The sequence below is a fragment of the Nocardia sp. NPDC003726 genome (assembly GCF_053586955.1).
This window is the reverse complement of sequence record NZ_JBSFNF010000018.1, coordinates 69,338-82,068: the sequence shown is the minus strand read 5'-3', so window position 1 is coordinate 82,068 and position 12,731 is coordinate 69,338. Positions and strand designations below refer to the sequence as shown.

The 12,731-nt window shown below is 71.7% G+C and carries 9 protein-coding genes; 6 read left to right on the top strand and 3 right to left on the bottom strand.

The genetic code is table 11. From position 1 onward, the window contains the following. Positions 1–3: 3 nt before the first annotated feature. The 5 genes from ACWDMM_RS22940 to ACWDMM_RS22920 all read left to right on the top strand — a co-directional run bounded on the left by ACWDMM_RS22940 (position 4) and on the right by ACWDMM_RS22920 (position 5,046). A complete protein-coding gene (locus tag ACWDMM_RS22940; RefSeq protein ID WP_195081517.1) occupies positions 4–339 on the top strand; it encodes a hypothetical protein in 336 nt (111 codons plus the stop codon). A 7-nt stretch (positions 340–346) separates the two neighbouring features. Beyond that, positions 347–820, top strand: a complete 474-nt coding sequence (locus tag ACWDMM_RS22935; protein WP_449939406.1) for a YbaB/EbfC family nucleoid-associated protein — start codon at positions 347–349, stop codon at positions 818–820. A gap of 57 nt (positions 821–877) precedes the next feature. Beyond that, positions 878–3,427: a PPE domain-containing protein gene (locus ACWDMM_RS22930; RefSeq protein WP_449939405.1), complete on the top strand. Its 2,550-nt coding sequence runs from the start codon at positions 878–880 to the stop codon at positions 3,425–3,427. Continuing rightward, complete coding sequence (locus ACWDMM_RS22925) at positions 3,424–4,224, top strand: ESX secretion-associated protein EspG (protein ID WP_195081514.1); 801 nt, start codon at positions 3,424–3,426, stop codon at positions 4,222–4,224. Before ACWDMM_RS22930 ends, ACWDMM_RS22925 begins: the two co-directional genes overlap by 4 nt. A gap of 81 nt (positions 4,225–4,305) precedes the next feature. Further along, positions 4,306–5,046, top strand: coding sequence for an SDR family oxidoreductase (locus ACWDMM_RS22920; RefSeq protein ID WP_195081513.1), 741 nt, complete (start codon positions 4,306–4,308; stop codon positions 5,044–5,046). A 9-nt stretch (positions 5,047–5,055) separates the two neighbouring features. Here ACWDMM_RS22920 and ACWDMM_RS22915 read toward each other — a convergent pair whose 3' ends face one another. Further along, positions 5,056–8,271 carry a BTAD domain-containing putative transcriptional regulator gene (locus ACWDMM_RS22915; RefSeq protein ID WP_357106116.1) on the bottom strand — a complete coding sequence of 1,072 codons (3,216 nt, stop codon included), beginning with the start codon at positions 8,269–8,271 and terminating at the stop codon, positions 5,056–5,058. 27 nt (positions 8,272–8,298) lie between these two features. Between ACWDMM_RS22915 and ACWDMM_RS22910 the strand changes: the two genes are divergently transcribed. Continuing rightward, positions 8,299–9,048 (top strand): hypothetical protein, encoded by a 750-nt coding sequence (locus tag ACWDMM_RS22910; protein ID WP_195081511.1) that lies wholly within the window; start codon positions 8,299–8,301, stop codon positions 9,046–9,048. A 64-nt stretch (positions 9,049–9,112) separates the two neighbouring features. On the opposite strand, the gene ACWDMM_RS22905 is transcribed toward ACWDMM_RS22910, so the two are convergent. After that, entirely contained in the window at positions 9,113–10,828 is a 1,716-nt protein-coding gene (locus ACWDMM_RS22905; RefSeq protein WP_449939401.1) for an ABC transporter ATP-binding protein, read from the bottom strand. Positions 10,829–10,834: 6 nt separating this feature from the next. Beyond that, entirely contained in the window at positions 10,835–12,730 is a 1,896-nt protein-coding gene (locus ACWDMM_RS22900; RefSeq protein ID WP_449939399.1) for an ABC transporter ATP-binding protein, read from the bottom strand. Between the last annotated feature and the right edge of the window lies 1 nt (position 12,731).

Here is a 12,731-nt window from a genome sequence, read left to right as displayed (position 1 = left end):
GCCATGGCAGCCGATCGAGTAGAGGTCGACCCGGAGAAATTGCGCCGGGCATCGGAGCTGACCGGGGAGTTGTCGACCAAGGTCACCGCCATCGCGGAGAGACTGCGGAACACGCTGGGCGGTATCGAATCCGATGCCACCACGATGCCGTGGGGCGACGACAAACGGGGCAGGAAGTTCGCGCAAGGCGACAAGGGTTATCAGGCGGCTCGAAAGAACCTGCTCGACGGCGCGACGGGCGCCGCGCAAACCCTCCACGACATGTCGGAGGGCCAGCGCGCGGCCGCGGACTCGTTGACCGGCACCGACCAGGCGTCGGGCGGACAGCTGGGCGGGTGAGCGGCACATGGTGAACGAACGCCTGCACGCGGACATGGCCACGATGCTGGAGGGGCTCGGCGAGCAGTTGCGCGGAATCGCCGAACTCCAGAAGCAGCGTTCGCAGCTCACCGCGACGGTGACCGCCTGCGACAAACGCATCGAGGTGACGGTGAACGCCGACGGCATCCTGATCGCCACCAGGTTCGCCGACGACGTCCTCGATCTGAGCATCGAGGAGATCGCCGACACCGTGACGGCGGCCGTGCAGCAGGCGGCGGCCGAGGTCGCCCAGCGGAGCAGGGACCTGATGGCGCCGCTGCTGGAACGGAAGAACGCGCTGCCCAAGCTGTCCGAGATCATCGAAGGCGCTCCCGATCTCGGCGCGCTCATGCCGACCGCACCCGCCCCGCCGACGACGCCGCCCGATCCGGCGTGCTGGCCCGTCGACGATTCCGGCGTCGCGGGACCGCGGTCGGTGGTCGCCGACAACGACGACTGACGACGCGGTGCACATCCGAAGGAGCGGGGACCCGATCCCCGGCGGAGGAAGATGACGATGGCCCTCGAATCCAACACGTGGTCCGGCCTGGAGAACCAGGCGAAGGCGGGGTATCTGACGTTCGACCCGGCCGATGCCCTCGCCGCGGCCCGGGCCTGCGCCGAGCTGGTCGACGATCTGCTCGGGATGGCCGCCGCGGTGACCGACCTGCGGCTGAACAACTTCGCGCCGATCGGCACGCTGACCTCCGGCGCGCAGCTGGCGATGGCGTTCACCACCAAAGGTTCTCGCCTGCACACGATCCTCGGTGACCACGCGAAGATCGTCACCGACATGGGTGAGACCTACATCGCCGCGGGCAAGGCGTACACGAAGACCGACGGGGATTCCGGGGACACCTTCAAGGCGCTCAGCGCGCTGAAGATGCCGACCGAGGCGACGCCCTACACGCCGGGCAAGAAGGCCCCCGGTGCGCCCGACGCCGAATTCGACAAACCCAACGGTGGTTTCTCCTGGACGGACGGGGACGGCAACACCCACGTCGAGAAGGCGAACGCCGAGAGTTTTCCTTCCTCGTTGAAGGACTATCAGGGCGCGAAGGATTCCGGCGTCACGGCCAACATCGAGAACAAGGACAGTCTCAGCTTCGCCGAACTGTACGAGCTGGGGCGCGATCTCGATCCGCAACCGGTGCTCGCCGCGGCCGGCGCCTGGCACAGCCTGGCCAACGACCTGCTGAGCAGGCTGAACGATTTCGTGACCGTGATCTCCGCCGGCACCGAGGCGTGGGAGGGGCAGGGCGCCGCCGCGGCCGCGGACGCGGCCAGGTCCTACTCCGACGGCGTGCAGCCGCTGATCACGTCGATGATCGCGATGAGCCAGAATCTCGACTACACGGCGCAGTGGCTGCACCTGACCAAACTGAGCATGCCGGCGACACCGGATCCCGGGGACTGCTGCCCGGGGAGGGTGACCCGGCGGTACCGCAACGAGTGGCAGAAGCACTACGGCGAGGGCATGAAGAACACGGTGTCGGTGATGCCGGTGGTGAACGGGCCCATCGCCACACCGCAGCCCGGCGGGCAGGGGCAGAACCGACCGGGCGGCAACCAGAACCAGCCGGGCGGCAACCAGAACGCGCCCGGTGACAACCCCAACGGACAAGTGCAGGATCAGACGACCGCGGGCCGCAGGCAGCGCACCGGCTACGGAGACGAAGGCGCCGGCAACCAGAACCCGAGCCAGGACTATCAGGCGGGTTACCAAGAGGGCTACCGCGAGGGGCTGGCAGCCGGACAGGGCCAGGGCGGCTCCGAAGGCGCCGGTTCCGGTCCTGGTTCCGGAGCCGGCGTCCCCGGCGCCGACACGCAGACCGCGGGCGCTTCGCCCGGAACCGGTGGCTCCCTGCCCGCGGGCTACGACGCCGCCGGCCTCGGCTCGCAGTCGGAAGACGGATCGCCGGGCGGCGCGTCCGGTTCCGGTCCCGCAGGCCTGTTCGGCGGCGCCGCCGGGTCCCAGGGCAACACACCGCCCCCGCGCGGGTCCGGCGGGACGGGAAGTTCGGCGCTGCCTCGTGGCGGTGTGTCCTCCGGCGGACAGCCCGAATCCGCCGCGAGCAGCGGCATGCCGGAGGTGCCCTCGCTGGGTTCGGTCCCGCTGCCGCGCATGTCCGCCGGAACGGACGGCTCGTCCGGCGGGTCACCGGCGAGATCCCGTGGCACGGCTTCCGGCGCGGATCCGGCGTCCCTCGAAGACGCGCTGGCGCGGGCGACGGGCGCGGACCCGGCACAGGTGCGGTCGGTGCTCGACAACCTCCCGGGCCTGCTGAACGAGGACACCCTGGCGCAACTCACCGGGCTGCCGCCGGAGCAGGTGCGCTCGATCCTGGACAGCATTCCCGATGTCGTCGACGAGAACGCGCTGTCGGAACTCAGCGGAGTGGACCCGGCGGGCGTGCGGTCGGTCCTGGAGAACCTGCCCCGGGCATTGGACGAGCAGGCGCTCGCGGCGGCGACCCGCACGGACGGCCCGTCCTCCGCAGGGGCCGGCCTCGCCGCGCAGGACACGGCGTCGGGGGCGGCGCAAGGCGCCGGTTCGCTCGCCTCCGCGGGCCGGGAATTCCTCGGGCAGCTCGGAAAGGCGCTGACCGAGGGTCTGGACACGCTGACCCGATTCGGGAGCACGCTGCCGGGCGCGGAGAAATTGCAGGAACTGTTGCGGCAGTTCGATCCCGACGCGCTCGCGGCCGGGCACCCGCCCGTCGACGCCGCGGGCGCGGGCGGTGCGGGCTCGGCCCCCGGCGGTCCTGGAACCGGAGTCGGGGCCGGACTCTCGGAGCATCCGACGCAGCAATCCCGTGCGGCACAGCTGTTTCCGCGTGCGTCGCTGCCGGGCGCCGAGGCTCCGGTCTATCCTGCCGCGGCGGCCGCGCGGCACGACGGCGTGCCCGCGGGCGCGCCGATGATGGGAGCGCCCGGCGCCGCGGGTGGTGGCGCCGGGCAGGGCAACACCGCCCACAAGCCCGCCAAATTCCTGCAGTCCAAGGTCCATCTCGACGACGCCATCGGCGCCGTGCCCGACCGCGTGAAGCCGGTGGTCGACTCGTGAACCGGCTCTGGGAATTCACCGATCTGGAGTTCAATCTGCTCTGCGAGGAGGTCAGGCAGGGCGAGTTGCCCGCGCCGTTCGTCTTCACCAGCCGCACTCGGCTGGCGGCGGACTACGAGCAGGAGAAGGCCGAGGTCCGGCAGCGGCTGCTGCGGCGGCTCGACCACGATCTGGACGCCTTGGCGGGCGCGATCGCCAAACCCGACGTCTTCCTCGTCGCGCACGCGTGGAACGACCAGGACTTCGGCAATCCCGAAACGCGCGTCAGGGTGCACGCGGTCCGGCACCGGGCGCGCGGGTACGTGATCACCCAGCGGCCGGGTGAGACGCTCGCGCACAGCGGCGGATTCGACGCCTTCGAATGCGATCCACACGCCTTGGCCGACACGGTGGTCGGGCTCCTTCCCCGTTGCGGGGCCGGTGGGCTGGACGCCATCCGTCTCGCGCTCCCCGCCGCCCGGCCCGAACCCGAGCCGGACCGCCCCGCCGCCACGATCTCGGACAACGACGACGATGCCGACGACGTGTTCCGCAGCGCCGCGTTCTTCGACACCCCCGCCGTCAGCACGGGAATCGTCAAAGTGCTGCAGGGCCGCTCGAAGTACGGGCCGCGGGGACGGATCGAAGCGGGCCTGTTGTGGCGGGACCTGCCCGACGACGGACGTTATGTGATGCCCTTGGATCACCCGGCGCCGATCGCCACCGCCATGGGCAGCGACCGGCTGATCCTGTGGGTGCGCGACCGGATCGAGGAGATCCTCTCGCGGATGGATTCGCACATGGAAACCGAGGAGTGAGCACAACGGCGACCGAACGAACCGGTAACGGTTGCGTGAATCGCGGCTCGCGTGCCTGCCGCGCCGGGAAAGGCGACAACCATGAAACTGACAGTCATCGGCGGCACCGGACGGATCGGCTCGCAGGTGGTCGGGAAGCTGGCCGCGGCCGGGCACGAGGCCGTGCCTGCGGCGCCGTCCACCGGTGTCGACCTGATCACGGGAGAGGGCCTGGACCGGGCGCTGGAGGGAGCCGACGTCGTCATCGACCTGGCGAACTCCCCGACCTTCGACGAGGCGTCGGTGGATTTCTTCCGCATCTCCATGCGCAACCTGCTCGATGCCGGCGAGAAGGCCGGTGTCGGACATCAGGTCGTGCTGTCGATCGTGGGCGTCGACCGGGTGCCCGAGCTGGACTACTACCGGGCCAAGACCTTGCAGGAGGACCTGGTGCGGCTGGGCCCGACGCCGTACTCCATCGTGCGCGCCACCCAGTTCTTCGAGTTCGTGGACGCGGTGCTGTCCTGGACCTCCGACGACGACACCGTCCGGCTGCCCGCCACCCCGATCCAGCCGATGGCCGCCGCGGACGTGGTCGACGCGGTCGTGGAGGTCGCCACCGGCGCGCCGCTGGGCGGAGTCCGCGATGTCGCCGGTCCGGAGGTCTTCCGTCTCGACGACCTGGGCAGGCTCACCCTGGCCGCCCGGCGCGACAGCAGGACCGTCGTCACCGACGACACCGCGGGCATGTTCGCCGCCGTCTCCGGCGACGTTCTCACCGCCGGCACCGGCGCGCGTCTGGCCCCGACGCACTACCGGGATTGGCTGGAGAAGCAGCACTGAACGAAGTTCTCAGGCGAACGGCCATCGGGTCAGGCGGTCGTCGGCGCGTGACTCGTACGGTCGCGCGCCGAGTGCCCGCGCGCGGTCGCGTGCCGCGAGTACTTCGTCGCGCGCGCCGGGGAGACCGAGGATTCCGCGCGCGGTTCCGCGGTAGAGCCCGGACGGACCGAGACACACCAGTCCCGGCCACTGCACCAGCAGCGTCTCGCCCCACCCCTGGGTGAGCGGTTCCAGTCCGGCGGTGAGCTCGACCACCCGGTCGCGCTGCCCTGGCGCGCGCTGACCCACCGTGAGCAACGCTTCGATCAGCAGCGGCACCCGCACGACGACACGCGGACCGTGCCACCTTCCCGGCAGGGCGACGATCGATTCGATCGACGCCATCGCCCGCTCGTGGTCACCCAGTTCCGCCGCGGCCATCGCGACCACGAGCGCGAAGTCCTCGTCGAAATCCTCGGCCATGCGATCGGCCTCGGCCAGTGCTTCGCCGAGGCGTCCGCGGTGCCACAACTCGATCGAACTGCTCGTCAGCACCGAGGCCTCGGCGAGCAGGCGGGCCCGATCGTCGACCGTCCCGAGGTCGGCGGCGAAGCGCGCCATCAACTCCTGGGACCGGCCGTAGTCGCCGCGCAGCACCGCGAGCATCACCTGCCACCACAACTGGGTGGCCGCGAGGTCGGTGCCGCCGTCGGCGGCCAAGCGCGCGAACTCCGCCGACAACCGGCGGACCAGCCGCATGTCACCCGCCTCCAACGCGCAGATCCGCCGCAGATGAACCGCTGTCGCCCGGACCGCACGGTCGTGACCCGCGAGTTCCTCGAGTTCCTCGGCGATCTTGCGCCGGTCGGCCACGGTGACCGGATCCCAATTGCACACGAACTCCGCCAGCAGGACCTGCGGCCACGACCGGCTGCCCGGTGCGCTGCGCGCCCGCGCCTCGGCCAGGGCGTCGAGATCGCCAGGGAGTCCGTGAATCGCGCGATCGGCGGCCTCGATCGCCTCCACCTCCGCGACCAGATCGGCGTCGAGGTCGAGGCGATGAGCCAGCGCCTGCGCCCGCAGTCCCGACGAACCCGCCTGCACCACACCGTATCCGGAGAAGTACCCGGCCACCCCGCGCGGCGCGGCCAGCAGGGCGGTGCGCGCCAGCCCAGACCAGTCGCGGCGCTCACCACATCGCCGCCCGGCCCGGTCGAAGCACGCGGCGGCCTCGTCGTAGTGGCCGAGGCGGTTGTGCGCTTGTCCCGCCAGCCGATTCAACTCGATCACCGACCCCGCGTCGCCGGGATCGGCGTGGCGCATGCCACGGGCGGCGAGCTCGGCGCACTCGGTGGCCGCGTCCCGCGACAACGCCTCCCGCGCGGCGGCGGCGCAGGCGCGCGCCGCCGTGGCGTCCGGCGCATCGAGCGCGGCGGCGCTGCGATGCAACGCCTGCGCGGTGAGCGCGCCGGGTCGCAGGTCGGCAAGTGCTTCCGCGATGCGCTTGTGCAGCAGCGCCTTTCGCATGCGGCCGAGCGTGGCGAGCACGGCGGCGCGCACGAGTTCGTGTCCGAAGACGACGGCGTCGTCGCGCACTGTGACGACTCGCGCGGCGACGAGTTCGGCGATCCGGTCGTCGAAGCGGGGCGCGCCGTCGGCGGCGGCGGCCAGTCCGATCGGGGCCCGCGGGCCGATGACGGCCAGCACCTCGGCGAGCGCTCGCGCCGACAGTGACACCGCGCCGAGTTTCGCCGCCGTGATCTCGGTGGCGGCGCCCCCGGCGTCCAGCGAACGCCCCGCCCGCACCAGATCGCACAGTTGCGCCGCCACGAAAGGGCTGCCGCCGCTCAACTCGACGATCTGGGCGCGCACCCGCAGGCCGGCCGCACCCGCGCCTGCGCGCACCAGCTCGTCCATCGCCGCGTCGGGCAGCGGCGAAAGATCGATCGCGACATGGGCGCCCGCGCGGCACAGCAAGCGCACGGCCGCCTCCACCTCGGCCGGAAGCGGCTCGGGCCGGACGGTGAGCAACAGAAGGACGGGATGGGCGCGCAGCACCCGCATCGCCGCCGCGATCGTCCGCACCGAGTCGGGGTCCGCCCATTGCACGTCGTCGATGACCGCGACCACGCGGCCGGTCTCCCGGGCGACGTCCGCGAACAAGGCCGCGAGCGCACGCGGTGTCGGGACGTCCGGGACCGCGCGCCCGGCCAGGGCGGCCTGATCCAGCCACGGCGTGAGCGTCGCCTGCGCCGCAGCGCCGACGCCGCTGCTGCCCGCGGTGAAGAAGGCCGAGTCGCCGTGGCGTCGCACGGCGTCCTCGACGACGGCCGTCTTGCCGATGCCGGGCGCGCCGCGCACCGTCACGACGGTCAGCCCGCGCCGCGACCGTTGCCTGGCGCGGTCGAGCACCGCGGCGACGTCCTCCCGTCCGACGAGGGCGGATCGTCCCGCCGCCGGAGTCGTCGACGGTGCGGCCGGATTACGGATCTCGTTCTCCACCCGCGCGGTGTCGGGCGCGGGATCGAGCCCGAGATCGTCCCGCAGCGTGCGCCGCAACCGCGCGAGGACATCCAGCGCCTCCGCGATCCGCCCGCAGTCGCGCAGCGCCAACGCCAGCAGACGGGCCGTGCCCTCGCGATGCGGATGCCGGGCGCGTTCGTCGGTGAGCAGCGTGACCGCGTGCCGCGCCCGGCCGAGCACCAGCAAGCCCTCGGCGCACATTTCCACCAGTTCACAGCGCAACTCGTCCAGACGCGCCCGTTCGGGAGCGAGTTCGGCGACGTCGCCGACATCGGCCAGCGCCTCGCCGCGCCACAGCCGTAACGCCCGTTCGAGGAGGTCGACCGCGCCGGCCACGTCACCGTCGGCGTACGCGGCTCTGGCGTCCCTGGACAGCACGTCGAGCAGATCGAGGTCGGTGCCCGATCCGCCGCAGCGCAGCACGTAGCCGTTCGAGCTGGTCTCGATCCGGACTTCGGGCAGCGGCCGCAGCGCCCGCCGCAACCGCGACACGTAGCCCTGCAGGGTGACCAGGGCGCTGTCGGGCGGGTTGCCCCGCCACAGAAGTTCGCACAGATGATCCGCGCTGCGGGAGGTGCGCTCGGCGGCGAGGATCACCAGCAGGTCGGCGTGCTTGCGCGCCGGGATGGTGCGGCGGGCGCCGTCCGGCCCGCGCACCTCCAAGGGGCCGAGCACCGCGATGGCGGGTGCGTCGGCGCCGGACCCGCCGCGCACCAGCGTCACACCAGCGCCCTCGCCGACCCTTGGCTCATGACACACACGCAAGCACTCCTGCCAACCCCGACCACCGGCGACGAGCGGACCGTGGCCGGCCGCCCCTCTCGCGAGACTGTACTGCGGATGTGCGGCGCCGCGCTGACCATCGGCGGGGCCCTGTGCATGGCGGGCGGCACACTGCACCCGATCGTCGCGGGCAAGGGCCATTCGGTCGAGGCGCTCACCAGTCCCGGCACGCCGATCGCGCAGACGCTGCTCGGTATCGGCACCGTCCTGCTCGTGCTCGGCCTGCCGGGCATGTACGCCTGGCTGCGACCGCGACTCGGCCCGGCCGGATTCGCCGGCACGGTCGCCTATCTGCTCGGCAATATCGTCACCGCGACCGGTCATCTCACCGTCGAACTGTTCGTCGCCTACCCGTTCGCGTCCGATCCGCGGACCGCGCACCTGATCGCGGGCAACGACAACATGATCGACACGACCGCGTTCGCGCTGTTCAACTCGATCGGCGGCGTGGTGATGCTGGCCGGTATGGGCCTGCTGGGCGCGAGCCTGCTGCGCCACAACGCGATTCCCCGCTGGATCGCCGTGCTCACGCTGCTCGGCATGGTCGGCTTCTTCCTGCCGATACCCGCCACCCAAGGGCTGTCCGGTTTCATCTACGAGGCGCCCCGCGGCATCGCCGTCGCCGCCATCGGTGTGCTGATGCTGCGCAGCCCGGCGGGATTGCGCCGCTGGGCGGCCCGCGGCGGGGCAGCGCAGGACGACGAGCGCACCCCGTGATCGGTCCGGTTCGAGCCGGGATGTCCGCACCGCGGCCGTGGCGCCGGGGTGCGGACATCCGCGCTCATTCGGCAGCCGCGCCCACCGTGGACGACTCCCAGAAGCCGGCGTAGCGGCCACCGAGGCGCAACAGCTCGTCGTGGGTGCCCTCTTCCACGACTCGGCCGTCGTCCAGGAAGACGATGCGGTCGGCCCGTCGGACGGTCCGCAGCCGGTGCGCGACCAGCACCACCGTCCGGCCCGCCATGAGCCGTTCGATGCCGTCGTGGACGGCGGCCTCGTTCACCGGGTCCAGCGCGGAGGTCACCTCGTCCAGCAACACGATCGGCGCGTTCTTCAGCAACGCCCGCGCGATCGAGACGCGTTGGCGCTCACCTCCCGACAGCAGCGCGCCGCCCTCGCCGACGTTCGTCGCCCAGCCGCCGGGCAGGCGCTCGATCACTTCGTCCAGCCCGGCCGCGGTCGCCGCCGCCCGCACTTCGGCTTCGGCGGCGCCGGGACGGCCCAGACGCACGTTCTCCTCGATCGTGCCGTCGAACAGGTAGACGTTCTGGAATACCACGGCGATCCGTTCCCGCAGCGCTTCGGTGCTGATCGTCCGCACGTCCACACCGCCGACGCGCACCGCGCCGCCGTCCACGTCGTAGAACCGCGCGAGCAATTGCAGCAGTGTGCTCTTGCCCGCGCCGGACGGCCCGACGATGGCCACCCGCTGCCCCTCCGGGACCGACAGCGACACGCCGTCGAGCACGGTACGGTCGCCGTGCCGGAACACGACGGACTCGAATGCCAGGTCGTGGCCGGCCGGCCGGACCGGTTCGCGAGGTTCGGGCAGCGGCTCGGCGCGCAGCACGGTGTCGAGCCCGCTCAGCACGGTCCGCGCGCTGCGCAGCTTGCCACCGATCTCCGACAGCGACAGCAGCGGATCCGCGCAGCGGGCGACCAGCACCAGCAGCGCCAGCATCTCCGCCGCGCCTGCGTCACCGCCGAGCGCGAGGTAGGCGCCGAGGGCCAGCAGCACGGTGAACAGCGCTTGGACGGTGAGCGTCAGGCCGACCATGCCGGGCAGCGCGGACAGCACGGCGCGGCGGGAGGCGCGCTCGAGTCCCGACAGCGCGTCGTCGAGCAGCCGGAACCGTTCGGTCGTGCGGCCACCGGCGCGCAGCACCGGCTGTGCCTGGAGATATTCGACCACCCTCGCGGTGGCCTCCTCGGCGCGCTCGACGCGGTCGGCGTCGGTGGCGGCCATCGCGCGTCCGGTCCAGATCTGGATGGCCGCCACCACCGGCACGGCGACCAGCGCGGCCAGCCCCATGTGCCAGTCGAAGGCGAGCAGCACGGCGACGATCGTCAGCGGCGTCACGCAGGCGGAGATCATCGGCGCCAGCAGATGCGCGATCACGCTCATCGCCTGCAGCACACCCTCGCTGGCGAGGACCGACACCTCGCCGACGCGACCGGCGGTGAACCAGCCGAGCGGCAGCCGGGCCAGGTGATCGCCGAAACGGTGATAGACGCCGCGCAACAACGTGGTTCCCACCAGGAACCCGGACAGATCGCTGCGATAGCGCAAGGCCGTGTAGCAGGCGATCGCCGCCCCGAAGGCGATCAGCCACGGCCAGGCGTCGGCGGGCGTGCTCCCGAGCAGGGCTCGCAGCACCGGAACCAGGAGAGCGTAGGACAGCCCTTCGGCCACCGAGGTCGCCGTCATCAGGGCCACGGTGCGACGTACGGCCGGGGCGTACTCGTGTCCGAGCACGCGCAGCAACATCCGGATCATCGCAGCTCATCTCCTCGCGGTGTCTGGTCGGCGAACGACGGCGCGCACACCATGCTTGCTCCATGGCCCGAATTCACGCCGCAGCATGGCGCCGAGGGTTTCGGTCTTCTCGGTGAGCGGGGGCCGGTGGGAACGCCAGAATTCGGCGAACCTACCGTTGCCGGCCAGCAGTTCGCCCGGCTTGCCGCGCTCGACGATCGACCCGTTCTCCAGCACGACGACGGTGTCCGCGTCGGCGATGGTTTCCAGCCGGTGGGCGATGACCAGGATGGTCCGATCGCCGTCCAGCGTCGCCAGGGCTCGGCGCACCGCCTGCTCGGTGTGCGGATCGGCGAAGGCGGTGGCCTCGTCGAGCACCAGCACGGGAGTGTCGGCCAGCAGCGCGCGTGCGATCGAAAGCCGTTGCGCTTCACCGCCCGACAGCTCGGCTTCCGCACCGAGCACGGTGTCGTAGCCGCGCGGCAGTTCGAGGATCCGATCGTGGATGTTCGCCAGCCGGGCCGCGCGCACCACGTCGCCGAAGTCGGCGTGCGGCACCGCCAGCGCGATGTTGTCCGCGACCGACGCGCGCAGCAGCCGCACGTCCTGGAAGACGAAGGAGACCATCCGGTAGAGCGCCCGGCTGCCGAGTTCGCGCAGATCGACACCGCCCAGCAGGACCGCGCCGTGGGTGGGGTCGAAGAATCGGGGAAGCAGCTGAACCAGCGTGGACTTCCCGCTGCCCGACGGCCCGACGACCGCGGTGACCGTCCCCGGCTCGAGCACCAGGTCGATGCCGCGCAGCACCTCGTGCTCGGTGTGGTAGCCGAACCGCACGTCCCGCAGTTCCACCCGATGTCCCCGCGGCGCGATCGGACGCGAAGGCTCCGGCAGCGACGGCACCGCGAGCACTTCCCGGATCCGGCCGACGGCGCGCCGGGCCGCTTGCAGATCGTCGAAGCCGTGGCCGAGCGCCGCCACCGGAGCGGTCAACCCCAGGCCGAGCAGCAGGAAGGGCAGCAGGTCCGGCGGGGCCATGGCGCCGCCCGTGATCAGGACCGCGCCACCGGTCAGCACGACCAGCAGCACGAACGGCGGCGACAGCACCACCTGCATCGCCGCGCCGAGTCCGGCCAGACCGCGCACCATACGCAGAAAGGAGTCCGTGAAATCGTCTGCCGCGGTGCGGAATTTCCGGTGCGCGCGCTCACCGGAGCCGAACGCCTTGACCACCCGGATACCCTGCACGAATTCGACGGTCGCGCTCGCGATCCGCGCCATTCCCGCGTCGAACTCCTTCTGCTCACGCAGGCGGGCGGGGGTCATCATCAAGGGCACCAGCGCCACTGCCAGCGCCACCGGCAGCAGCGTGATCACCGTGAGCCGCCAGTCCACGGTGAACAGATAGATCAGCGACACCAGCGGCACGACGAATGCGGCGACGAGTTCGCCGGGCGTGTGGGCGATGAGCGGGTGCACGGTACCGACGTCCTTGCCCACGATCTTCGCCAGCTCGCCGGCGCCGCGCCGGGCGAACCAGCCGATCGGCACCCGCCCCAGTCGCGCGGCGAGTTCCCGGCGGAAGGCCAGTTGCACCCGGCTGTCGAGCAGGTGCCCGATTCCGGACGACGCGGCCGTGAACAGCAGCCGGACGAACAACCCGGCCGCACCCGCGACGACGATCATCCGGACATGGCCGTGATCGACCGGGCCGGGCGACAACAGCGTCCGGCCCAATTCGACGACCGCGAGCAACGGCGCCAGACCGGCGACGGCACCGACGATCTGCAGGACGACGACCGCGGCGAATCCGCCCAGGTACGGGCGCAGCAGCGCGGTCATACCTCCGCCCGCCGGGGAATCGCCGTCCGGCGAGGGTGGTGTGGATTGCTTGCTCGCCTCGGCGATGTCGATGGTGGTCATC

Coding starts and splice junctions, on each gene's coding strand:
- ACWDMM_RS22940 (WP_195081517.1), top strand. CDS start 4: ATGGCAGCCGATCGAGTAGAGGTCGACCCGGAGAAATTGCGCCGGGCA.
- ACWDMM_RS22935 (WP_449939406.1), top strand. CDS start 347: ATGGTGAACGAACGCCTGCACGCGGACATGGCCACGATGCTGGAGGGG.
- ACWDMM_RS22930 (WP_449939405.1), top strand. CDS start 878: ATGGCCCTCGAATCCAACACGTGGTCCGGCCTGGAGAACCAGGCGAAG.
- ACWDMM_RS22920 (WP_195081513.1), top strand. CDS start 4,306: ATGAAACTGACAGTCATCGGCGGCACCGGACGGATCGGCTCGCAGGTG.
- ACWDMM_RS22910 (WP_195081511.1), top strand. CDS start 8,299: ATGACACACACGCAAGCACTCCTGCCAACCCCGACCACCGGCGACGAG.
- ACWDMM_RS22905 (WP_449939401.1), bottom strand. CDS start 10,828: ATGATCCGGATGTTGCTGCGCGTGCTCGGACACGAGTACGCCCCGGCC.
- ACWDMM_RS22900 (WP_449939399.1), bottom strand. CDS start 12,730: ATGACCACCATCGACATCGCCGAGGCGAGCAAGCAATCCACACCACCC.